This window comes from Nocardiopsis metallicus (assembly GCF_014201115.1).
Lineage (GTDB): Bacteria > Actinomycetota > Actinomycetes > Streptosporangiales > Streptosporangiaceae > Nocardiopsis > Nocardiopsis metallicus.
The window spans coordinates 1,954,682-1,975,950 of the sequence record NZ_JACHDO010000001.1; the positions used below are offsets into that span (position 1 = coordinate 1,954,682).

Annotated in this window: 24 protein-coding genes and 2 pseudogenes; 10 read left to right on the forward strand and 16 right to left on the reverse strand. The window is 69.2% G+C overall.

Features of this window, described 5'->3' with window-relative positions; genetic code table 11:
* Positions 1–304: 304 nt before the first annotated feature.
* Positions 305–1,561, forward strand: a complete 1,257-nt coding sequence (locus tag HNR07_RS08385; protein WP_184364101.1) for a DUF2207 domain-containing protein — start codon at positions 305–307, stop codon at positions 1,559–1,561.
* 352 nt (positions 1,562–1,913) lie between these two features.
* Here HNR07_RS08385 and HNR07_RS08390 read toward each other — a convergent pair whose 3' ends face one another.
* Together HNR07_RS08390 and HNR07_RS08395 are read right to left on the reverse strand one after the other, a co-directional pair.
* The gene (locus HNR07_RS08390) at positions 1,914–2,768 is read right to left on the reverse strand and encodes a class I SAM-dependent methyltransferase (protein ID WP_184364103.1); all 855 of its coding nucleotides are present in this window, start codon (positions 2,766–2,768) and stop codon (positions 1,914–1,916) included.
* A gap of 135 nt (positions 2,769–2,903) precedes the next feature.
* On the reverse strand, positions 2,904–4,523 hold the full coding sequence (locus HNR07_RS08395; RefSeq protein ID WP_184364105.1) for a LuxR family transcriptional regulator: 1,620 nt from the start codon (positions 4,521–4,523) through the stop codon (positions 2,904–2,906).
* A 31-nt stretch (positions 4,524–4,554) separates the two neighbouring features.
* On the opposite strand from HNR07_RS08395, the gene HNR07_RS08400 reads away from it, so the two are divergent.
* Complete coding sequence (locus tag HNR07_RS08400; protein WP_221318751.1) at positions 4,555–4,860, forward strand: hypothetical protein; 306 nt, start codon at positions 4,555–4,557, stop codon at positions 4,858–4,860.
* Between the two features lie 44 nt (positions 4,861–4,904).
* On the opposite strand, the gene HNR07_RS08405 is transcribed toward HNR07_RS08400, so the two are convergent.
* Together HNR07_RS08405 and HNR07_RS08410 are read right to left on the reverse strand one after the other, a co-directional pair.
* Positions 4,905–5,600: a GNAT family N-acetyltransferase gene (locus HNR07_RS08405; protein WP_184364110.1), complete on the reverse strand. Its 696-nt coding sequence runs from the start codon at positions 5,598–5,600 to the stop codon at positions 4,905–4,907.
* 102 nt (positions 5,601–5,702) lie between these two features.
* On the reverse strand, positions 5,703–6,239 hold the full coding sequence (locus HNR07_RS08410) for a class IV adenylate cyclase (RefSeq protein WP_184364117.1): 537 nt from the start codon (positions 6,237–6,239) through the stop codon (positions 5,703–5,705).
* A gap of 82 nt (positions 6,240–6,321) precedes the next feature.
* On the opposite strand from HNR07_RS08410, the gene HNR07_RS08415 reads away from it, so the two are divergent.
* From HNR07_RS08415 to HNR07_RS36075, 3 genes and pseudogenes are all read left to right on the forward strand, one after another.
* Complete coding sequence (locus tag HNR07_RS08415) at positions 6,322–7,221, forward strand: transposase (RefSeq protein WP_184362068.1); 900 nt, start codon at positions 6,322–6,324, stop codon at positions 7,219–7,221.
* Positions 7,222–7,539: 318 nt separating this feature from the next.
* Positions 7,540–7,925, forward strand: a pseudogene (locus tag HNR07_RS08420) (VOC family protein); the annotation flags it as partial.
* A complete protein-coding gene (locus HNR07_RS36075; RefSeq protein WP_344077526.1) occupies positions 7,923–8,372 on the forward strand; it encodes a DUF2207 domain-containing protein in 450 nt (149 codons plus the stop codon). The pseudogene HNR07_RS08420 and the gene HNR07_RS36075, both read left to right, overlap by 3 nt.
* Positions 8,373–8,442: 70 nt before the next feature.
* On the opposite strand, the gene HNR07_RS08425 is transcribed toward HNR07_RS36075, so the two are convergent.
* Positions 8,443–8,604 (reverse strand): hypothetical protein, encoded by a 162-nt coding sequence (locus HNR07_RS08425; RefSeq protein WP_184364119.1) that lies wholly within the window; start codon positions 8,602–8,604, stop codon positions 8,443–8,445.
* A 25-nt stretch (positions 8,605–8,629) separates the two neighbouring features.
* Positions 8,630–9,199, reverse strand: coding sequence for a hypothetical protein (locus HNR07_RS08430; protein ID WP_184364121.1), 570 nt, complete (start codon positions 9,197–9,199; stop codon positions 8,630–8,632).
* 121 nt (positions 9,200–9,320) lie between these two features.
* On the opposite strand from HNR07_RS08430, the gene HNR07_RS08435 reads away from it, so the two are divergent.
* Positions 9,321–10,130, forward strand: coding sequence for a transposase family protein (locus tag HNR07_RS08435; RefSeq protein WP_376769974.1), 810 nt, complete (start codon positions 9,321–9,323; stop codon positions 10,128–10,130).
* A gap of 12 nt (positions 10,131–10,142) precedes the next feature.
* Here HNR07_RS08435 and HNR07_RS08440 read toward each other — a convergent pair whose 3' ends face one another.
* From HNR07_RS08440 to HNR07_RS08460, 5 genes are all read right to left on the reverse strand, one after another.
* Positions 10,143–10,409: a hypothetical protein gene (locus HNR07_RS08440; protein WP_184364123.1), complete on the reverse strand. Its 267-nt coding sequence runs from the start codon at positions 10,407–10,409 to the stop codon at positions 10,143–10,145.
* 210 nt (positions 10,410–10,619) lie between these two features.
* Positions 10,620–11,867, reverse strand: coding sequence for a formamidase (fmdA, locus tag HNR07_RS08445; protein WP_184364125.1), 1,248 nt, complete (start codon positions 11,865–11,867; stop codon positions 10,620–10,622).
* 140 nt (positions 11,868–12,007) lie between these two features.
* Entirely contained in the window at positions 12,008–12,634 is a 627-nt protein-coding gene (locus tag HNR07_RS08450) for an AmiS/UreI family transporter (RefSeq protein ID WP_184364127.1), read from the reverse strand.
* A 10-nt stretch (positions 12,635–12,644) separates the two neighbouring features.
* A complete protein-coding gene (locus HNR07_RS08455) occupies positions 12,645–12,917 on the reverse strand; it encodes a transcriptional regulator (protein WP_246420188.1) in 273 nt (90 codons plus the stop codon).
* A gap of 145 nt (positions 12,918–13,062) precedes the next feature.
* Positions 13,063–14,148, reverse strand: coding sequence for a substrate-binding domain-containing protein (locus tag HNR07_RS08460; RefSeq protein WP_221318752.1), 1,086 nt, complete (start codon positions 14,146–14,148; stop codon positions 13,063–13,065).
* Positions 14,149–14,286: 138 nt separating this feature from the next.
* On the opposite strand from HNR07_RS08460, the gene HNR07_RS08465 reads away from it, so the two are divergent.
* The 4 genes and pseudogenes from HNR07_RS08465 to HNR07_RS08480 form a co-directional block, all read left to right on the forward strand.
* Positions 14,287–14,736, forward strand: a complete 450-nt coding sequence (locus HNR07_RS08465; protein ID WP_312893683.1) for a MarR family winged helix-turn-helix transcriptional regulator — start codon at positions 14,287–14,289, stop codon at positions 14,734–14,736.
* 460 nt (positions 14,737–15,196) lie between these two features.
* Positions 15,197–15,508, forward strand: a complete 312-nt coding sequence (locus tag HNR07_RS08470) for a helix-turn-helix domain-containing protein (protein WP_246420816.1) — start codon at positions 15,197–15,199, stop codon at positions 15,506–15,508.
* Between the two features lie 116 nt (positions 15,509–15,624).
* Positions 15,625–16,584, forward strand: a complete 960-nt coding sequence (locus HNR07_RS08475; RefSeq protein WP_184362065.1) for an IS481 family transposase — start codon at positions 15,625–15,627, stop codon at positions 16,582–16,584.
* Positions 16,585–16,596: 12 nt separating this feature from the next.
* A pseudogene (locus tag HNR07_RS08480) lies at positions 16,597–17,043 on the forward strand (DUF5753 domain-containing protein); the annotation flags it as partial.
* A 199-nt stretch (positions 17,044–17,242) separates the two neighbouring features.
* Here the strand turns inward: HNR07_RS08480 and HNR07_RS08485 are convergent.
* The 5 genes from HNR07_RS08485 to HNR07_RS08505 all read right to left on the reverse strand — a co-directional run bounded on the left by HNR07_RS08485 (position 17,243) and on the right by HNR07_RS08505 (position 21,246).
* The gene (locus tag HNR07_RS08485) at positions 17,243–17,641 is read right to left on the reverse strand and encodes a GNAT family N-acetyltransferase (RefSeq protein WP_184364134.1); all 399 of its coding nucleotides are present in this window, start codon (positions 17,639–17,641) and stop codon (positions 17,243–17,245) included.
* Positions 17,642–17,654: 13 nt separating this feature from the next.
* On the reverse strand, positions 17,655–18,935 hold the full coding sequence (entS, locus tag HNR07_RS08490) for an enterobactin transporter EntS (RefSeq protein WP_312893685.1): 1,281 nt from the start codon (positions 18,933–18,935) through the stop codon (positions 17,655–17,657).
* Between the two features lie 112 nt (positions 18,936–19,047).
* Positions 19,048–19,851, reverse strand: coding sequence for a siderophore-interacting protein (locus HNR07_RS08495; protein WP_184364136.1), 804 nt, complete (start codon positions 19,849–19,851; stop codon positions 19,048–19,050).
* 132 nt (positions 19,852–19,983) lie between these two features.
* Positions 19,984–20,190, reverse strand: coding sequence for an MbtH family protein (locus tag HNR07_RS08500; RefSeq protein ID WP_184364138.1), 207 nt, complete (start codon positions 20,188–20,190; stop codon positions 19,984–19,986).
* An 84-nt stretch (positions 20,191–20,274) separates the two neighbouring features.
* Positions 20,275–21,246 (reverse strand): ABC transporter substrate-binding protein, encoded by a 972-nt coding sequence (locus HNR07_RS08505; protein WP_184364140.1) that lies wholly within the window; start codon positions 21,244–21,246, stop codon positions 20,275–20,277.
* Between the last annotated feature and the right edge of the window lie 23 nt (positions 21,247–21,269).

Here is a 21,269-nt window from a genome sequence, read left to right on the forward strand (position 1 = left end):
GGAACGCTGCCCGTTGACTGCGGCTGCACGCGGCCCTCCGTGTGGACCAGGCGCGGACCCGGGCCAAACCGTGCTCCCGCGTTCCCCCGGGGCCTGGGCGGGTCACCGCCCCGCCCAGGGTTGGGAGGGGCACGGAGCTGACCGGCGGTGGCGGTGTGGTGGACCCGACCGGTGCGGCGCTGGCTGGCGCGGTCGCTGGTACCGCTGTCCGGAGTGAGGAGTAAGAGGAATAACCGGAGTCCCTCCGGGGACCATGACGGTTGCGCAGCCCCCCCCCCCCCCCCCCCGAGAGAGCGAGATCCCCGTGGCCAACAGGTCCCGTTCCGCCAAGCGTCGGAAGAGGCGGGACAAGATCCGTGCCGCCAAACGCCGACACGAACGCGCCCACGCGCTCAGAGCCATCGAGCACAAACCGCAACACGACGCCCCGCTCCAGACCACCGAAGACGAGCAGGAGCACCCCAGACCCCCCGTCACGGCCCTACTCGTGGGAAGCGCCTCACTGTTGATCCTGCTCGCCCTCGGCCTCCACCTCCTCCTCGACCGGGAAGCCGAACCGTATCCCGGATGGCGCATCACAGGATTCGATACCCAGGTCACCGTGCACGCCTCAGGATCAGTCGACACGATCGAGACCATCACCTACGACTTCGGTAGCCACCCCTCCCACGGCCTGACCCGAGAACTACCCGAGACCGGCTGGATCGACGGCTACGGCTGGCGCGACTTCGGCCTCACCAGCATCCGGGGAGAGGGACCCGACGGCCTGCCGGTGGAGATCAGCCCCCACCACCGAGAGGGCCGCGGAGAGAGCACGACCGTCGTGCGCATCGGCGACTTCGAAGCCGGTCCGGCTCTCACCGGTGAACACGTCTTCGAGATCGCCTACACCTACGAACGCCTCACCACCCTGGGCAGTGACGGCGCGCCGAACTACTACGCCGACATCATCGGCACAGGCTGGAGGGTTCCCATCGAGTCGGTCGACGTGGCGTTCCACCTGCCCGACCTCGCCCACCCCGACGGTTCGCCCGAAGAGGGGCGAGCCGGGCAGGGGAGCGGGACGGGAGAGCCGCACACCGAGATCGACGCTGCCTGCTACGCGGGGTACACCGGCGAGCGCGGCGACTGCGCGGACTTGGTGTGGGCGGAACCGGATCCGGTCGGGCCGCTGTTGACCGCAGGACACGAATGGCTCTCGCCCGGACAGGCCGTGAGCGTGCGACTGTCCCTTCCCCCGGCCGTCTACTCCGCTGATCGCACCGGTGAGGGCGAGGGCGCTGCCCGACCCGATCCGCCTGACCCCGCGGTCTCTTTCGCAGCTGTCGGTGTCTTGGCCCTCGTCTGTGTGGGTGGGCTGATGTTCAGCATGGTCCACCTGGTCGGGCACTACTTCCCGCCCAGGCCCGGGTCCGCCACCGGCCCCGGAGCGGTCGGAGGCGGTGGCGGCATGGGCGGAGGAGGAGGCGGGGGTGGCGGAGGTGGTGGGGGTGGCGGAGGTGGTGGGGGTGGCGGAGGAGGCGGTGCCGGAGGAGGAGGTGGAGGCGGCGGCGGAGGCTGAGATCGGGCCGTCCGGGGGACCTCACCGCGAGCACCCCGCCCCGAGCTGTTCCACCGGCCAGAGCCGGGCTCCGTCGAATGAAGTCGACCCGGGGTGCGCCCCGCGCTGCCCCAGCCGGCCCAGAGCCGCACCCCTCCCGAGGATTTCGCCGCGATGGTGGCCCCTGCGCCGACCCCGAGCCGCGTACGCGTTACCGAGCCGGTTCGGACTCCCGGTTGGTGAACGCGATGCCCCAGGTGCTGCCAGGCCCTCTGCTCGACCGCTGCTCCGCGGGAACCGTCTCAGCTTGACGGGCCCCGGGGAGGAGGGTCCAAGCAGCGGCCCTCCTCCCCTCGCGGTTTCGGCGGCGCGCTCAGCCGAGCGCCGGGCGCTCGGCGGTGGCCAGGTAAGTCTGCACGGGCAGAACCACACCGTCGTCGTCCAGCTGGTCGGCGAGCAGGTGGCCGGTCTCCTCGATGAGCGCGGCGCGGGTGACGTCGCCGAGCCCGTCCACGTGGGCGGCCAGCGGTGAACTGACCGTCTCCTGACGGACCATCTCCGCCACCGACGGGTAGCGCACGCTCGTCACGGCGATCCGAACGGCGACCCGGGCGAACCCGGCGCCGCGCATGAGGTCGCGCAGGTCGTCGACGGCCAGGTTCGCGAACGGGGACCGCATCATCGCCCCGGCGTCGGGCCCAGCGTGGTGGTCGAGCGCGTCGGCGAAGTGGCGGTAGGCGGCGTTGTGGCTCAGCGGACGCAGCACGCTCAAGGCCACCCGCCCTCCGGGCACCAGCACACGGCGCATCTCGGACAGGGCCGCGTGGCGGTCGTCGAAGAACTGCAGGGCCTGCTGGCACAGCACGGTGTCGAAGTCGGCACCGGGCAGGCCGAGCGAGCAGGCGTCGCCGACCACGAAGGTGATCGGCTCGGCACGTTCGGGGGCGACCGCGCGGGCGACCGCGATCATGTCGGGGTTGACATCGACCCCGGTGATCTCGGCGTCCGCGTTCAGCCGCTCGGCCGCGATCCGGGCCATCACGCCGGTGCCGCACGCGACGTCCAGGACTCGGGCGTCGGGCGCGGGGTCGGCCGAACGCAGGAGTTCGCGGCCCCAGGGAGCGAAGATCGCCGGGACGAGGAACCGCTCATAGGCCTGGGCGGTCGAGTCCGTCAACTGCCAGCCCTGCCACGACGGAGACTGCTGAGGAATGTTCTGAGTGGTCATCTCGGCCTCCCTGGATCACGGTGGACACTGTCACCGTAGGCCGAAGGCCGCTGCAGCCACATCGCCTGACCTGCCTATTCACCCCCGGTTCCGGGTATGGTGCGTTCTGCCCACGGGCCCGGGTCCGGAGCGGGCTCACACGAGGCGGCTCCGGAAGGCGATGGCGGTGGCCGCCGCACGGGAGGACACTCCCAGCTTGGTGAAGATGTTGTTCATGTGGCGGGCCACCGTGTGCTCGCTTATGTGCAGCCCCGCGGCGATGCACCGGTTGCTCCTGCCCGTCGCGACCAGTCGCAGGACCTGTGCCTCGCGCGGGGTCAGCCCGTGCGGCAGACGGGTGGCCGGTCCCAGGAGCCCGGACACGTGCTCGGCGTCGGCACGGGCCCCCACCAAAGCGAACTGCTCGCGTGCCTGCGCCCAGTCCTGTCGGGCACCGTCCAGGTCGCCCTCCTCGGCGCGGGCGGTCCCGGCCAGCATGCGCGCCTGAGCGGCCTCGAAGGGCAGTCCGATCCCCGTCAGCGCGCCGTGCGCACGGCGCGCGGAGACCAGTGCCGTCGCGGGACGGCCCTCCATGAGGCGTAGCCGCGCCGTCGTCAGGTCCGCGGCGGCGCCCTCCAGGGTGCTGCGCGCGTACTCGGCCAGTCCGGCCGCGGCGGACTTGAGCGCGGGCAGGTCACCGCGTGCGTGTGCGACCTCGGCCACCGCGGTCAGGTGTCGGGCGCGGCTGGCGGGGTCCATGCCGGACACGGACCCACGTCCTTCGAGCATGTCCGCCGCCACGTCGGGGTCTCCGAGCGCGAGCCGTACCAGGGCGAGCCCGGGCTGGCCGTCACCGCCCAGGTCGCGGGCGCGGGCGAAGGACCTGTCCGCGTCGGCGGCCGCGCCCCGGCGACGGAGGATCTCGCCGAGTACGGTGTATCCCTCGGCGGCCGAGGCGGGCTGGTAGGCGAGGAGTTCGTCGCAGGCGCGGCGGCACTCGCGCTCGGCTCCGTCCAGGTCGCCGCGCAGCGCGCTCAGCTCAACCCGTTTGATCCGGCACATGCCATGGTAGGGGGCTTCCGGATCCAGGCTCTCGCACCAGGTCATGGCGGCCTCGGTCCACTCCTGGGCACGTTCCAGGTCACCCACGGCGAAGCAGTCGGACACCACCAGGCAGTGGATCCAACCGGTGAACAGCGGGGTGGTCTCCTCGGCCAGGACGGCGCACATGGCCTCGTCCAGCAGGCCCAGGCCCTCCTCCACCAAACCCTCGGCGACACGGACGCGCCCCCTGACGACGGTGCCCATCGCCGCCAGGTCCGAGTCGCCGTGCCTCTCACCCAGATGTCCCATCCGCCCGGCGGCCTCCCACGCGGCGGCCAGGTCCGAGCGCTGGAAGGCGCCCTCGGAGTCCGCGAAGGCCAGGTAACCGTGCACAGCGCACTCCGGCACACCCTCCAGGCGCCTGCGTGCGCACCGCAGCCATCCGGCGGCCACCCGCTCCCTGGCGGACATCAGGTGGGCGTCGAACAGCCGCCAGGCGGCCATGGCGGCCTCGGGCGCCGCTCCGGCGGCGTGGTGGGCGGCGTAGGCGCGCTGGCGCGCGGCGATGGACTCCTCCAGTCGGCACCGCCACCAGTGGGTGTCGGCGAGGTCGTCCAGCGCGGGCCCGTCCAGTTCGGCGGGGTCCAGGTCGCGGAAGCACCGCTCGGCCTCCGCCCACCGGCACGCGAGGGCCGCGGCCCGCGCCGCCTCCACCCTCGGCTCGTTCGCCACGACCAGGCACCTCCCCCAGGGGACACCTCCATTGTGCCACCGGTCACATCGCGTTCCTGGGCGCGAGGCAGGCTGTGGCCGCGACCACCAGCGCAGTGACCAGGCGCTGGCCGCACCGCAGATCGCACGGCGGCTGACCAGCCTGGGCGGCGTGGTGGACCTGACCGGTGCGGCACTGGTCGGTGCGGTACTGGTCGGCGCGGCACTGCTCTCCCCGGCGGACCCGCTCGCCCAGCACTCGCTCGCACACACCTCGCTGCGGGTGGGCGCGGTCACGGATGAGAAGGACGGGACGAACCTGAGCCCTCTTCTCCCGCGCCCCTCTCCTCGGGGATAGAGGGGTTGCGGACGTACGGCGGAGCGCCAGGAACCCGGTCAGGCTCAGAGTGCGCCCTGAGGGCGGACGGCGGTGTCCGCCGCCCGTCCCGCCGGAACGCTCTCGCCCGTGCCCGCCTCGCGCAGCATCGCGTAGAGCGTGGGCCCTTCGGGGAGGGTGATCTCCTCCGTCGTGCGGAACCCGAACCTCTCGTAGAAGGGCAGGTTCTCGGCCTTGCTGGACTCCAGGTGAACGGGGAGTCCGCTCTGGTCCGCGCGGCGAAGGCCGGAGCGCAGCAGGGCGACCCCGGCTCCGGCGCCCCGCACGTCCGGGTCGGTGCCGAGCTCGGACAGGTACCAGTGCGGGGTGCTGGGCGCGCTCGCCCCGAGCATCCCCATCCCCCTCATGATCACGGGCAGCCTGCGCGGTTCGAAGAGCCCGGCGAGGTGCGGGGCGGAGCGCAGGAGGGCCATCGCGGAGGCCGTCCGCGATGCCTCGGGGTCACCCCACATCGCGGCGCCGACCACCTTCCCGTGGAGCTCGGCGACCTCCACCCGACCGTGCGGGAGGTACTCGAACCCCGCCTCGATCGCGTAGAGCCGCCTGGACCTGCCCGGCAGCTCATCGGGGTCGGGGAACATCCACGCGTTGACCGGATCCTGCTCAAAGGCCCGGCCCAGGACGCGGGCCACCTCCACCACGTCCGAGGCTCGCGCGGCCCTGACCCGGGCTCGGTCCTTGCGCTGGGTCCCGTTGCCCACTCTTCTCCCCCTCAGTTGACCGTCTGGACGGTACAGTACCGCAGGCAGGGGCCGTGGACCCCGTGACATTCCCCACGGGGCAAGGGATCTCGGGGCGACTTCTCAGGGAGCGGGGGGACGCACGAGCACGTCGTAGGTGTCGGTGGTGCGCTCCAGCTCCACACCGAGCCCGCGCGCCCAGGCGTCGAGTTCGTCCTGGACGGCGGGCCCGTCACGATCGTCGTCGGCGAGCACCTCGAGCTCGACGAACACCCCGGCGCCCTCGACGACGTCCACGCACACACCGATCGGCCCGGCGTGCCCCGTCCGGCGGTCCTTGACGATGCGCACGGCGGGCTCGTATCCCAGCGCCAGCAGCGCACCGTGCATCTGCTCCCGGTCCGCCACCACGGTTTCGTACTCGACGCATTCCATGGGGTTGGCCAGCGGGGTCTTGGTCGTCATGGTGTGCGTACCGCCCTGCGTCCGCAGACGGGCGAAGGTGTGACCGACCTTGCCGCGTGCGGGCTCCCACCCGGCGGGCGCGTAGGCCTGGTCATCCTGGTAGGCGGGAGCACTCATCTCCACCCCGGCCTCCTTGAGCGCGACCAGCAGCGCCTCCAGGTCGACCACACGGTACTTCGTCTCGATTTCCCGCAATACGTATCCCCAGCGTCTAGATCGTTGATGGGAGTTTTCTGGAACTCCTGCGCCCATGACGAAGGGCGTCAAGGATCGGTGTGTGACGACCAACCTTGACGCCCTTCTGACCGCACTCTACGTCCATCTGGACGACCACGTCCTGCCTTCGCGTGAACAACCCCGCAAACGCGGCCCCAAAAGGCTGCTCACCGACCCAGAACTCGTGTGCGTGGCCATCGCCCAAGTCCTGCTGCGCCATGACTCAGAGCGCCACTGGCTGCGCGCCGCACCGGCCCGGATCGGCCACCTCTTCCCCCGCCTGCCCGGCCAGTCCGAGTACAACCGCCACCTGCGCGATCTGGCACCGGCCCTGTTCACAGCAGCGATGTGGTTGGCCAGGGCCGTGCCTACCTGGTGGGAGCGGCTGCGGTTGATGGACGGAACCCCACTGCGCTGCGGTGCTTCGCGCACCACGGTCAACCGCTCCATGCTGGGCGAGATCGCCGGATACGGACGCGACGTCTCCCACCACGCCTTCTACTGGGGCGCCAAGCTCATGCTCATCACCACCACCGAGGGAGCGGTGTGCGCGTTCAGCCTGGCTCATCCCAAAGAGCTGGACGAGCGTGCTCAGGCCCTGCACCTGCTGCACGTTCAGGCCTGCGCTCCCGGGCCGGCCCCGATCGTGTGTGACAAGGGCTTCGCCGGAGCCAAGATCGAGGCTGATGCGGCTGAGCTGGGTTATCTACTCATCCGCCCGATCCGCGAGGATGAGCCCGAACCCGACGTGAAGGTGTTCCCCTCCTGGCTGCGCCAACGCGTTGAGGCGGTGATCTGGACGTTGAAGAACCAGCTGGGGTTGGAGCGTCACGCGGCCCGCACCACGGAAGGGTTGTGGGCGCGCACCTGTCAGAGGATTTGCGCGCTCAACGCCGCGATCTGGCACAACTGGTTGATCGGTGCCCCGGTCAAGCGGTCCCTGATCGCCTACGACCACTGACCAGGACACCAAACCCCCATCAACGATCTAGACCCCACCGTCCCGGCGAGCGTACCGAGACAGTCGGCTGTATGTGCCGCGTTCGCCGCCGAAGGCGCCCGCAATGACACCGAAGCATCGGCGGGAGCTTCGTCTTTACAGAAGAATCAAAGGCCGGGGATTGAGCGGCAGGCGATCTCCCCGCACCTCGCCGTCCTGGAGACCGACGTCCTGGTCGAGAGCCGACGGGAGGGGCGCCAGAAGTTCCACCACATGGACCCGGCACCGCTGAGGCACATCACCAAGCGGTGGCTCAAGCCCGACGAACGAGAGCGGCCCATGAGGATCCACCTGAACGGCGTCTTCGTGGACGGCCAGGTCAAGGCCCTGGACTTCTACACGAACGTGCTGGGCTTCGAGAAGAAGCACGACGTCGCCCTCGGCGAGCCCTCGGAGGAGCACCGCTGGCTGCCCGTGGTCTCGCCCGAGAACCAGGAGGCGCCGAACTCCTGCTGGAGCCCTCCGGCCACCCAGCGGTGGGGCCGCACCGCGAGGCACTGGTCAGCGACGGCGTTCCGGCCACCCAGTTCACCGTGGACGACGTGCACGCCGGGTACGAGCGGCTGCGCGAACTCGGCGTCCGCTTCACCCAGGGGCCGTTGGAGATGGGGCCGGTCACCACAGCGGTACTGGACGACACCTGCGGCAACCTCATCCAGATCATGGACGATGGGACGTACGACGAGGTCCTGTTCCGCCAAGCGTCGGAAGAGGCGGGACAAGATCCGTGCCGCCAAACGCCGACACGAACGCGCCCACGCGCTCAGAGCCATCGAGCACAAACCGCAACACGACACCCCGTCACGGCCCTACTCGTGGGAAGCGCCTCACTGCTGATCCTGCTCGCCCTCGGCCTCCACCTCCTCCTCGACCGGGAAGCCGAACCGTATCCCGGATGGCGCATCACAGGATTCGATACCCAGATCACCGTGCACGCCTCAGGATCAGTCGACACGATCGAGACCATCACCTACGACTTCGGTAGCCACCCCTCCCACGGCCTGACCCGAGAACTACCCGAGACCGGCTGGATCGACGGCTACGGCTGGCGCGACTTCGGCCTCACCAGCATCCGGGGAGAGGGGCATCCCACGCGCCCGTCTTCCCGCTGAAACCCGCAGAAACCGACCCGGTCCACCACTGTGGCCGCTATCTCCGCGCAGGGTGCGTGGCCGGCCCCGGTCACGCCGGGCGTACGACGGTGTGGGCGCGCAGGAGCGCCTTGTCGCGCCTCTTGCGTTCGGAGCGCACTTCCGCGAGGGCTTTCCGCAGCCCTTCCTCGGGCTTCTTCGTGTCCTTGGAGAGGTAGCTGTCTCTCGGCTTGGTCAACTTGATCTTGCCCATGGCATCCATTTCGCTTCTCCAGGGTCTATGACCCGGACATACCGCCACGTGCCGCTTCCGCGAACAATATACCCAGCGCGGCGGCGAACAAAGCGATCGTCGACCCGTGCTGATGGTCCAGGCTTCCCGGGACGGGAGCGTCGATGGTCACCATCCCGAAAGCGTGCTCGGTGGAGCGGATCGGCGCGGAGATGAACGTCCGGTAGCGCGACCCCGTACCGGCCCAGTAAGGGCTCCGAGGCCCTTCCCTGTCAAGGTCCTCCACGATGTAGAACCGGTCGGTGAGCTCGTCCAGGATCCGGAAGGCGCTATCTCCCCGGGGCGTTCCCCGCTCGAAGTCCCCCGGCCGGTCCGGCCTCCCGGCGGGGAAGCTCGGGGTCATCCTCTGCCCGTCCGCGCTGACGACGAACACCACCGCCCGCACCCCGGGGACGTCGCTGAAGGCGGAGCGCAGGTCGCCGGCCACCCGCATGGCGGCGCCTTCAGCCACCTTGCCGCGTTCGTCCCGGTTACGGAAGGTCGTGGTGGCCGCCAGTTCGAGGAGAGGAGCCAGTGAGGTGATCCCAGCGACTTTGAAGTGGGATGAAAACGGCAATCCGGATCCTGGAGGAGGAATGACCGTTCGGCAGACATAGACGTGGAGCCCCAGGTAGAAGGCGAGGTGTCGAATCTTGCCGGGCTACCGTGAAAGGCTCCACGTGGTCACCTATCGTGCCATCCTCGACGTCCCCAGGGAAGCCGTTCTCTCCCTGGCCCGCCTTCTGGCCGCCGAACGCGCACTGCGCGGCACCCGGAAGGGGACCCGTGCTCTGACTTGCTACCACCAGGCGATCATGGTCCTGCGCCATTTCCGCGAGGGGACCGACCCCGCCACTTTGGCCCGCGACCACGGCATCGGCCGATCCACCGGCTACCGCTACATCGACGAAGCCACCGCTGTCCTGGCCGATCAGGCCCCGCACCTACACGACGCACTCCAGCAGGCTCACGAGGCGGGCGTGTCCCACCTGGTACTCGACGGCATGGTGATCCCGACCGACCGATGTTTGGAGAAGACGACCAGCGTCAAAGGAAAGAGCATCGATCTGTGGTACTCGGGAAAGGCCCGCCACCACGGAGGCAACGTCCAAGGCGTCATGGAACCGGACGGGTTTCCCCTGTTCATCAGCGATGTCGAGCCCGGATCAGTGAATGACCTGCCCGCGGCCCGCTCCCACGTGCTCGGCGCCCTCTACGCCTTCGCGGCCAAAGGCCTGCCCACGCTGGCCGACCTGGGATACGAGGGTGCCGGAATCGGCGTCATCACCCCCATCAAGCAGCCGAGTGACGGGTCGGCACTGGCCCTGGACAACCGCGCTCTCAACAAGCTCCAACGGGGTGTGCGCTGTCTGGGCGAGCGTGGGTTCGCACTGCTCACCCAGCGGTGGCGGCTGCTCCAGCACATCACCGCCAGCCCCAGCAAGATCGGGGGCATCGCCAGAGCCGCCCTCGTCCTCACGCACTTCGAACACGGGCGCCTGGCATAAAACTCACTGGGATCACCTCAGTGCCTCTTCCAGAACCTTCTCCCGTGCCGAGGCCAGAACGTCGTTGTTCTCGCTCTTGCGCTCCCACCACAGGTCGAGGGCGGGGATCGTCACGCCCATCAGGATGGGTGGTGCTCCCCACCAGACACTGGATCCGGCCAGGACACCGCCGAAGGCGAACAGCAACCCGGAGAGCAGCAGAGCGACCGGCTTGTGACGGTGAGCGACGTATCCCAGCCACAGAGTTGTGGCCAGCAGGGGGTTGACTGGCTTTTTCACACCGCCAACTTTAGTGGCACCCTTTCCCCGGATAACCACGATTCGACAGGATCGTGGAATTGTTACGATCGCCAGAAAAAGGCGTCACACTTCGCTGAACTGCGAATTCTCTTTTTCCTTGGGGTCGGCTCTCCTCTGAGCCGAGCAGGGGCCGGAGGAAATCAACGGGTGTCGTCCTCCGGCCCCGTGAACGGCTCAGACTGGAGCGGGTCAGGAGGTCACGGCGACCTGGCCGCGGTCCTTGTGCTCAGGCCCGGCCTTACCCGGGCGGATGTCGTCGGCGAAGATCTCGGTGGGCAGGTAGAGCGCGCAGCAGGCGTTGGGGATGTCCACCACGCCCCCGATCCGCCCCTCGATCGGCGAGGTACCGAGGATCAGGTAGGCCTGCTCCCCGGTGTACCCCCACTTCTTGAGGTACTCGATGGCGTTGAGGCAGGCGTTCCGGTAGGCCTCGGTGGCGTCCATGTACAGGTTGGTGTTGTCCCGGTGGTCGACGGAGATCCCGATGAACGTGAGGAACTCCGAGTACAGCGGGGCGACCCGGCCCGGCTGGAAGACGGGGTTGCGGTGGACCCCGTAGGTCTCCATACCGTTCTTGATCACGTCGACGCGCAGGTCGATGAAGCCGCCCATCTCGATCGCGCCGCAGAAGTTGATCTCGCCGTCGCCCTGGCTGAAGTGCAGGTCTCCCACGGAGAGCAGCGCCCCGGGGACGTGGACCGGGTAGAAGATCCGTGACCCCCGGGTGAAGTTCTTGATGTCGTGGTTGCCACCGTTCTCCCGCGGCGGCACGGTGCGTGCCCCTGAGGCGGCGATGCGGGCCAACAGGTCGCCGTCGGCGTTCCCCGCCAGGGTCTGATCCACCAGGGGCGGCAGCGCCAGCGGGGGTACCCGCTCCGGATCGGTGTCGATGAGCGCCTGTTCACGGCGGTTCCAGGTGTCGAGCAACCCGTGTGAAGGCGCCACCCCCATGAGACCGGGGTGGGTGATCCCCGTGTACTCCACGCCCGGCACGTGCCGGGAGGTGGCCGCCTGGCCGTGGAAGTCCCAGATGGCCTTGTAGGCGTCGGGGTAGTAGTCGGTGAGGAATCCTCCCCCGTTGACCTTGGCGAAGATGCCGCTGTATCCCCACCCCTGGCCGCACACGGGCCCCTTCTCCTGCGGGATGGGGCCGAGGTCGAGGATGTCGACGATGAGCAGGTCGCCCGGCTCGACCCCCTCGACGCGGACAGGACCGCTGAGCATGTGGCAGCGGTTGAGGTCCACGTCGCGCACGTCGTTGGCGGAGTCGTTGTTGCCGATCTGGCCGTCCGTCCACTCCCGGCACTCGATGCGGAACTCCTGGCCGGGGCGCACGCTGGCCGCGGCGGGGACCTCGGGGTGGAAGCGGTTGTGCCCGGGGACGGCCTGCTGGGCCATGGGCTTGGACGGATCGTGGCTGAAGACGACGTCGGGCATGACGGGCTCTCTCTCCGAATGTTCACCGGGCGTGGCCCGGGTGGTGGTGTGCGGCCCGGAACGGCTGTCCGGGCCGGGGCGGGATCGGGTGGCGGGATCGAATCGGGCTCATGGCGGAGCGGGCTCGGGCGACAGAGGACTCAGGTGCTGTGCGCGGGTTCTGCGGGTGTGGTCTCTTCGGGCGCAGGGCGTGCAGTGGACAGCCACAGCCAGGCGAGGCTGAGCACCCCCACGCAGGCGAGCGCGATGGCGACGGGTGTGTTGGTGGGCCAGTAACCGCTCACGAGCAGGGCGCCGGGAACCGCTGCGGTGACCACGCCGGTGATGATCGCGAACCAGCCGGTGAGGCGGGCCAGGTGCGTGCGCTCGACTCCCAGGACACAGAAGAAGAGGAACCAGAGCACAGCCCAGTAAAGCCAAATCACCGCGAAGGGACCGTCGCCGCGAATCAGGCCGGTGTAGACCGCCGTGGTCAGGGCGGTGGCGGAGACGAAGAGCGAGAACCAGCCCAGGCCGTGCTGCTCCCAGCCGGTGATCGCGTTGACGCCGACCCACAGGTAGGTGAACCCGAACAGGTACAGCGGGGCGGCGTCGGCGATGGCGAACGTGTCGGCGGCCTGGACCAGCAGGACGGTCGGCACGACCACCTGCAGGGAGCCGACGAAGAGGTTGAGCGGGGCGGCGGCCTTCGCGGAGATGACGCCCAGCAGGAGAAGGCCGTTGATGATCAGTACGGCTCCGACGTAGAAGAGTCCGGCGGCACTCATCTCCTGCTCCTCAGGCCCGTGGGAGGAGGGCGTGGCGGGGGTCGGCGAGCGGCTGCGGGGCCGGCGCCGACATCGTGGTGACCGCGGGCAGTTCCGTGCTCTGCTCCGCGGCGTCGCGCACCCGTTCCCCGGTGCGGGGGACGGCTCGCACCATCGGTGCGGTGAAGGTTCTGCGCGCCTGGTTTCCGCAGGCGCAGCCGGTGTGTGCGGGGGCCTGCCCCATGGGGGCGGCCAGGTCGGTCTCGTGGCGGTCCGGACAGCGGTACAGGTAGGTGACCATCATCACTCCTTTCAAATGAAAATAATTCAAATGAAGGGAAGTGGCAAGGGAGGGACGGAGACTTCATCGGGAAGGCCGGGGCGCATGCTTCAGGGCGCGGGCCCCGGAGGCAGGAGCGTCAGAGGCGGGAGCGTCAGAGGCGGGAGCGTCAGAGCCGGGCGAGGATCTCGAAGCCCAGGCCCTCGGCGCGGGCGATGTACACGCGCTGGTGGATGTTGCCGGACCTCAGCTGCATGGGCCCGCGCGGCCCGTCGTAACCCACGGAGTCGCCCACCCGCGAAAGGTGTTCGGGCCGGGTGGTACCCGCACGCCGGACCAGCGCGCCGAGCGCCATCAGACCCTCGTAGCACGATTCGGCCATGTTGTTCAGCGGAGGGGCCTCCGGGCCGTGCATACGCGTGTAGGCACCGGAGAGGTCCAGGGCGGATTCGGTGGGCAGCGAACGGAAGTAGGCAGCGGCCACGAAGAGGTTCGCCGTGCAGTCCGCGCCACTTCCGAGCAGCATGTTCTCCTCCATCAGCGGAGTCAGGCGCCGGACGTGCTCGTGGAGTCCGCGCGCGGCGAACAGTCGGTTGAAGGCCACCGCGTCCTGGCCGACCAGCAGCATGAGCACGGTGTCGGCCCCGCTGCCCCGGACACGTTCCAGGGTGGGGCCGAAGTCCTCCGTGCCGAGTTCGACGAACGACTCCCCCACGACGCGCATCCCCAGTTCGCGGGCGTAGGCGCGGACCGAGCGCGAGGTACTCCGCGGCCAGACGTAGTCGTCTCCGACGACGAAGAGGTCCCGGGTTCCCTGCTCGTCCCGCATCCACCGCATGGCGGGAGCGATCTGGTCCGGGGGTGTCTCACCGGAGCAGAAGACCCCACTGGAGTTCTCACCGCCCTCGTACAGGGAGGTGTACACATAGGGAACGTGGCCCCGCACCACGGGGACGAGGTGCTGGCGGACCTGCGAGATGTGCCAACCGGTCACCGCGTGGATCTCTCCTGAGCGCACGAGCGCCCCCACCTGGGCCGCGATCTCGCGAACGGGTCGGCCGCCGTCGATGACCACGGGTCGCACGCGCCTGCCCAGCAGACCTCCCGAGGCGTTGATGTGGTCGAGAGCGGTCTCGGTGACAGCCTCGCAGGAGGGACCGAAGATCCCGGCGGGGCCGCGCAGCGGGATGACCACACCCACGGGGAAGTCGTCGGAGGACCGCTCCGCGCCGTGTTCGGGACAGTGGCACAACATGAACGCTCCCTCCCGGGCCACACATCACCGACTCATTACTGAAAGTAACCAATGATGCCGAGTATGCTAAATTTACCCCCGAATGAAATCTTCTCGAATGAAGATGTTCCAGGCAAGGTACCGGACGAGACACGAGATGTGGAGCTGCAGACGATGCTCGGCGGAGGTCTCCCACCCCTGCTCCTGCGCAAGATGGCCGCGAGACTGGACGCCTGTGCCGCGGGCCTGGTGCGCGAACACGGCCTGACCGTCGACCGGTGGCGCATGCTCGAACTCCTGGTGGCCCGCGGGCCGCTGTCCATGGCGGTGCTGTCCGAGGAGCTCAGCCTCACCGGGCCCACCGCCAGCCGTGTCGCGGACCGTCTGGTCAGTGAGGCACTCGCCTACCGAAACGTCGACCCCACCGACCGCAGGCGCGTCGTCCTCCAGGTCTCCAAACGCGGTCGCACCCTCCACGGCCAACTGGCTCCCGAGGTCGAGGAGGCCCAGGCGCGCGCCTTTCACCTGCTCACCGAGAGTGAACAGGCGGAGTTCGCCTCGCTCCTACGCTCCCTCGGCACCGAACGGGAAGGCAGCCAGAGCGTCTGAGCAGTACGAGGGTTCCGCAAGGGCGGGGGAGTCCTCGAGCATGACCGAGCCGTGCTCGCGCGTGAAGGTGCGCCCGCCCCAGAAGCTGGTCCCGGCGACGTTCGGCTTACAGGTTCTTCCCGTCCCCGCGTGCGCGGGGCTCACACTTAACGAACTGCGACAATGCGGGCCGTTATCTTGCCGCAACCTAGATTCAGGGCATGGGTTCCGAGATTCCGGTACTGCACTGCAACACATGGTGAAGGGCCGGACATGGGGGCGAGCGCCTCGCGCAGGCCAGTGGGGCTGGACGCAGTAACGAGGTCCGGCGGGCAGGGACAGCTCCGGCGGAGAAGAGTCGCCACGAACACCGGCTGGCCGTGGCGGTCGTGGAGCTCGCCGATCAGGTGGTGCGGGAACTCCCTGCGCAGCCGCTGGATCTCGTGGCTGGGAAAGACGCTGTAGCCGACCACGCTCACCCCTGCCCGAGGGGCGGCCACGTGATCGAGTGGCGAAGTCCATCGACGTAGCGCCGAGCAGCATCACCAGGTGGGAGGACCCAGCAGGGGCGATCCCCCGCCGCCGTGACCTGCGCGCCCTCCTGGAGTACTACGGCGTTTCCGAGGACGACGCCGCCCGCTACCTGGAACTACGGGAGCGTGCTCGCGAATCGGGCTGGTGGCAGCGCTACGGCATCAAGGGGGAATACGGGGCCTACATCGGGTTGGAGAGTGACGCCCGCAGGATCCAGCGCTACGACGCCCTCCACATACCGGGCCTCTTCCAGACCTAGGTGTACTGACCACAGAGGTTGAGTACGGCCCGGCAGTGATTTGACAGCAAGAGAGGGCCTCCGACATAGGTGTGGATTGTCTAGATCAACACCTGAAGTAGGTCAGGAGGCCCTCCGTGGCCCACACTACCCATGCCAACGCCCGTCTCACACCCGCCGGACGCCTGGAGTTGGCCCGCTGCGTGGTCGAAGACGGCTGGACACTGCGTAGGGCCGCGGAACGCTTCCAGGCCAGCGTGAGCACCACCAAACGCTGGGCCGACCGCTACCGCGCCCATGGCGAGGCGGGCATGGTCGATGCCTCCAGCCGCCCGCACCACTCACCCCGGCGTACCCCCACCCACCGTGAGCGCCGCGTCATCAAACTGCGCTGCCTCAAACGCTGGGGACCAGCCCGCATCGCCGGGCACCTGGGCATGTGCGCCTCGACCGTGCACCGCGTCCTGACCCGCTACAAGTGCGCCCGCCTGTCCCACCTGGACCGCGCCACCGGCCGCACCGTGCGCCGCTACGAACGCGAGCGGCCCGGTGAACTCGTGCACGTGGACATCAAGAAGCTCGGCAACATCCCCGACGGCGGCGGCCACAAGACGCTGGGGCGGCCCCAAGGCCGCAAGAACCGCGCCAACGTTGGCTATGCCTTCCTCCACAACGCCGTGGACGATCACTCGCGGCTGGCCTACACCGAGATCCTGGCCGACGAGAAAAAGGAGACCGCTGTCGGGTTCTGGGAACGAGCCAACTCCTACTTCGCCTCGGTCGGGATCACCGTGGAGCGGGTACTGACCGATAACGGGTCCTGCTACAAGTCCCACCTGTGGCGCGACGCCCTGGTCAAGGCCGGGATCAAGCACAAACGCACCCGCCCTTACCGGCCTCAGACCAACGGCAAGGTCGAGCGGTTCAACCGCACCCTGGTCGACGAATGGGCCTACGCCCGCCCCTATCGATCAGAGACCGAGAAGCGGGAGGCGTTCGGTGGGTGGTTGCACGAGTACAATCACCACCGGTTCCACACCGCCGTTGGCGGCCCTCCCGCTTCTCGTGTTCCTAACCTCTCAGGTCAGTACACCTAGGACTACCAGCGCGCGCTTGCCGCCGGAAGCATGGCCGATGTGAGCCAGGACGAGATCGACATCCGGATCGGAGTCCGCAAGGAACGGCAGCGTGTCTGGAGGAGCAACCGACCGCAGACCTGGGCGATCATCGATGAAGCCGCTATCCACCGAATGGTAGGCGGACCCGCTGTCATGCGGGAACAGCTCGAACATGTCATCGCCCTGATGAACGAGCCGTACGTGACCGTTCAGCTGCTCCCCTATGAGGTGGGTGCGCATGCCGCGATGGAAACCGGCCCGTTCACGGTGATAGACGTCGGGTCCTTGGATGTCGTGCACGTGGAGCAGCACAAGAGCGTCCTGTTCCGCGATGACTCCCATGAGGTGGAGGAGCACCTCCGGGTGCTCGATAGGCTGCGCATGAAAGCCCACGGGGACGCGAGGACCAAGGACGGTCTGCGCAGCGCCCTGAGGTGAGACTTGATCGGGCAGTGGCACAAGAACAGCTACGCCAAAGCGATCGGGTAGTGCGTTGAGGCTGCTCTATTCGCTTCGGGCAGCTGGAACGCCTTCGTCTCCTCGGTGAAGGCCCCGCGCGCCAGCTGACCCTCGCTCCCCAGCACGCTCCGAGCCACGGGACCGTCCGCACGGCCCTGGGCTCGGCTGTGGAACGGCCTCAGTTCAACCTGAGCAAGCCCGCCCGTGTCGGGCCGAAGCCGCACGCCTCGCGGTAGAAACCTTCGAGGTGGGGCTCGTAGTCGACGTGCACCCACTCGATGCCCAGCCCCCGCAGGTCCTCCAGCAGGGCGGCGACCACCCGCCCGCCCACGCCCCGACGCCTCATGTCCGAGGCCACCGCGGTGTCCAGGACGAACGCGTGTTTCCCCCCGTCCCACACCGCGTGCACGAAGCCGACCAGCCGCCCCCGGACGAAGGATCCCGCCCAGGAACGGCTGTGCCGTTCCAGCCTCTCGCCCCAGGGGACGAGGGCGACCTCGTGGGAGAAGGCGTCGGCGTGCAGGCGGGACAGCTCCCCGTCGTCGACGGGGAACCGCAGTCGAATCTCCTCGCGCATGAGGGAAGGCTAATCACCGGTTCCCCTCGGTATCGGGCTGGCTTGGTGCAACGGCCGGTTCCTGCAGGACCTGGGCGGTGCGCAGTCCGGCGAAGGCGACGGCCAGAGCACCGACGCTGACTACGGTGAGCGCTCCCCCCGCCATCAGCGCGCCCGCCGCGCCGATGAGCGGCGCCAGCCCGCCGAGGGTGAGCGCACCGGCCGAATCTCCGATGGTGGCCTGGGCGGTCCACACCGAGTTGACCCGCCCGCGCAGCCGGTCGGGGGTGTGCGACTGCAGCAGCGCGTACCGCAGGATCTCCTCCACGACCTGGCCGAAGCCGAGGAAGACCAGGAACAGGAAGGCCAGCGGTGCCCAGGTGCTGGCCCCGAAGCCGAACACCGCCAGGCCGCACAGGGCGACCGCGACCAGCAGCAGAGAGCCGGTCCGGCGGGCGCGTCCGGCCCAGCCGCTGGTGAGCGAGCCGATCAGCGCGCCGACCGCCGGGGCGGTGTACAACAGCCCGACCATGGCCGGTCCGCCGCCCAGCACCTTGTCGGTGAACTCGTTGATGAGTACCTGGGGCGCGGCGAACAACATCTGCGCCAGCCCCAGGAGCAGCAGCGGCCCGACGACCCGGTGCCGGAAGGCGAACCCCGCCCCTTCGCGCATCGCGGCCAGAACGGACTGGACGCGGGCCTCCTCGGGGGCTTCGAGCCGGGGCAGCCGCCAGACGAGGACGGTCGTGAAGAGGGAGAGGACCGTGGTGATCAGGTAGTTTCCGCCCATCCCCGCCGCCGCGATGATGACACCGCCCAGCGCCGGTGCCAGCACGGAGCCGAGTTCGCCGTTCAGGGCGAGCAGCGCCCCGGCGGCCGGGAGCTTGTCGCGCGGCACGAAGCCGGGCGCGGCCGCCTGGAGGGCGACGGCGCTGAAGGAGCCGAGGAAGCCGTTGAAGGCGGCGACCGCGTAGATCACCCACAGCCAGGGCTGGTCGGGGACGAGGGTGTTGACGGCCAGGGCGCCGAAGCCGAGGACGGCGGAGGCCCGGCCGATGACGATGAGGCGCCGCCGGTCGCCGCGGTCGGCGAGCATCCCGCCGACCAGTGTTCCGGCCAGCACGCTGACCGCGGAGGTGGTGTGCACGGTGGCCACCAGCAGCGAGGACCCGGTGAGCTGGTAGACCTGCATCGGCAGGGCCACGGCCGCGAAGCCCAGCCCGAAGATGGAGACGAGCCGGGCAACGAAGACGATGCGGAACTCGCGGCTCAGACGCAGGGGGCTGACGTCGACCATCAGCTGGGAAAGTTTCACGGAGGCCTTCGCTGGTGGTGGGGCGGGGTCGCAGGGCGTGCGAGGCGAGGGGCCGGGGCGGGGCCGCCCCGGTGCCCCCTCAGGCGGCGGTGCCCGAGGGCACCGCCGCTTCCTAGTCGTCTTCCTCGTGGTGGTCGAGGTTGGAGGTGCCGCGCCGCCAGTAGCCGTCCACCTCGCAGGTCTCGTTGCGCACGAAACCGCGTTCCTTGAGCAGTCGGCGGATGGGTTTGAGGGTGTCGGCCTCCCCCGCCGCGTAGACGAATCCCTCACCCTCGGGCAGTTCGAGGGCGCGGAAGGCCTCCAGGAGCAGGTCGGTGCTGCCGGGCTCCGCGTCGCCGCGGTGCAGCCAGGTGAGCTTGCTGCCCTCGGGCGCCTTGATCTGCTGCTCCTCGGCCGCGTCGAAGACCTCGAAGAACGCGATCACCTCGGCGTCGGCGGGCAGTTCCTCGATGTAGCGGGCGGCGGCGGGCAGTGCGGTCTCGTCGACCAGGAGTACGTGGTAGTCGAACTCCCCGGTGATCCAGGCGGTGCCGCGGGGGCCGAGCACGCCGAGCTTGTGGCCGGGTTCGGCGTTGATCGCCCAGCGCCCGGCGGGGCCGTGGTCGTGGGCGACGAAGTCGATGCTCAGGCGCTGGGCCTCGGGGTCGAGGGCGCGCACGGTGTAGTCGCGGAAGAGGGCACCGTCGGCGCGGAAGTTCAGGCAGCGGTCGTCCTCGACGACCGGGAGCACGTGCCCGCCGGTCTCGTTCGGGAACCAGAGCTTGACGTGGTCGGCGAAGTGGTCGCTCTGGATCCCTTCGAAGTCGGGTCCCTCCAGGTGGACGCGGATCATCCTCGGGGTGATCCGCTCGACCTCGGCGACCTCCAGCACGCGTCGCTTGAGCGGATACATCTCGATGATGCGTTCGTGGGTCACTGCTTCCTCATCCTTGGGGTGCTGGTTGCGTCGCTCCGGGCGGCGCCGCCCGGAGCGACGGGCGGTGTGCCGGGAGACGGCGGGTGGAGCCCCGGTTCATGAGGGGCTCCGCCGCTCGGGTAGGGGTGCGGGTCAGGCCATGGCCTCGCGCAGGCTGCGGGGGCGCAGGTCGGTCCAGTGCGTGTTGACGTACTCCAGGGCCTCGTCGCGGGAGACGGGGCCGTGGACGGGTGTCCACCCCTGGGGGACCTGGGCGAACCCGGGCCACAGCGAGTACTGGTCCTCGTCGTTGACCAGCACGAGGAAGCTGCCTTCGGTGTCGTCGAAGGGGTTGGTCATGGTGACTCCTCCGTTGGGGTCGCGGGGTGCGGTCCCCCGGGGTTCGGGGGCGGGGTCCGCCGGTGCCGGTGTGCCAGGGGGCGGTCAGAGGCCCTGGAGGACCTCCTCGATCTGATCGAGGACGTCGTTGGCCTGGGCCCAGGTACGGGAGGCGCTGTAGCGCATCGGGTGGACCTGGTCGTTCTCGGCGGCGGGCAGGCTCTGCCAGAGGCTCTGGTCGAGCAGGTCGGCGGTGAAGGGGTCGGGCTCGTGGGACACGTCGGTCTCGTAGAAGACGACGTCGGCCTCGTCGAGCTTGTCGATGTTCTCGTAGGACTGCCAGGCGGCGAAGTCACCCTCGGCCTCCTCGGTGACGGAGACGGCCTGCGCGCCGAGTTCGTCGAGGACGTAGGCGCCCCAGGCGTTGGTGTTGATGACGGCGAACTCGCTTTCGACGCCGAACACCACCGCGAAGGTGTTGTCACGGAGCTGGTCGGCGTAGGTCTCGCCGAGCTCGACGAGGCGTTCCTGGTAGCGGTCGCGTTCGGCCTCGGCGTCCTCGGCGCTACCGATGACCTCGGCGAGCTTCAGGTTCATGTCGCGCATCTCGGGGCCGGCGCCCTCGAAGTCGAAGAAGACGGTGGGGGCGATCTGGGAGAGGTCCTCGTAGTGGTCCTCGTAGGCGTCGTGGCTCTGCTCGCGCACACCGCCGATGATGAGGTCCGGCTCAGCCGAGGCGATGGCCTCGATGTTGAGTTCCAGGCTCATCTCCTGGACCACAGCGGCCTCTTCGAGGATGCTCAGCTGCTCGGGGGTGTAGAGGCTGGGGTTGGGGTCGATGACGCCGACGGGGGTGATCCCGGCTTCGACGACGGCTTCGTTGCCGAACTCCAGGGCGACGATGCGCTCGGGCTCGGTGGGGACCTCGACGGTGCCGTAGTCGGTCTCGACCGTGGTGGTCTCCCCTGCGGTCTCGGCCTCGTCGGAGGAGTTTCCGCAGGCGGTGAGGGCCAGGGCCAGGGCGAGGCCGCTCGCGGTGAGTGCGCCGCCGCGGAGGCGGGTCGTCAGCTGGGTCACGGTGTCCGCTTTCGTGGGAGTGG

What these genes read in the sequence shown, in the direction of transcription:
- HNR07_RS08390 (WP_184364103.1), bottom strand. Translation starts at nt 2,768, where the DNA reads ATGACCACTCAGAACATTCCTCAGCAGTCTCCGTCGTGGCAGGGCTGG.
- HNR07_RS36075 (WP_344077526.1), top strand. Translation starts at nt 7,923, where the DNA reads ATGGACGATGGGACGTACGACGAGGTCCTGTTCCGCCAAGCGTCGGAA.
- HNR07_RS08425 (WP_184364119.1), bottom strand. Translation starts at nt 8,604, where the DNA reads ATGGGCAAGATCAAGTTGACCAAGCCGAGAGACAGCTACCTCTCCAAG.
- fmdA (WP_184364125.1), bottom strand. Translation starts at nt 11,867, where the DNA reads ATGCCCGACGTCGTCTTCAGCCACGATCCGTCCAAGCCCATGGCCCAG.
- HNR07_RS08450 (WP_184364127.1), bottom strand. Translation starts at nt 12,634, where the DNA reads ATGAGTGCCGCCGGACTCTTCTACGTCGGAGCCGTACTGATCATCAAC.
- HNR07_RS08455 (WP_246420188.1), bottom strand. Translation starts at nt 12,917, where the DNA reads ATGATGGTCACCTACCTGTACCGCTGTCCGGACCGCCACGAGACCGAC.
- HNR07_RS08460 (WP_221318752.1), bottom strand. Translation starts at nt 14,148, where the DNA reads ATGTTGTGCCACTGTCCCGAACACGGCGCGGAGCGGTCCTCCGACGAC.
- HNR07_RS08485 (WP_184364134.1), bottom strand. Translation starts at nt 17,641, where the DNA reads ATGCGCGAGGAGATTCGACTGCGGTTCCCCGTCGACGACGGGGAGCTG.
- HNR07_RS08500 (WP_184364138.1), bottom strand. Translation starts at nt 20,190, where the DNA reads ATGACCAACCCCTTCGACGACACCGAAGGCAGCTTCCTCGTGCTGGTC.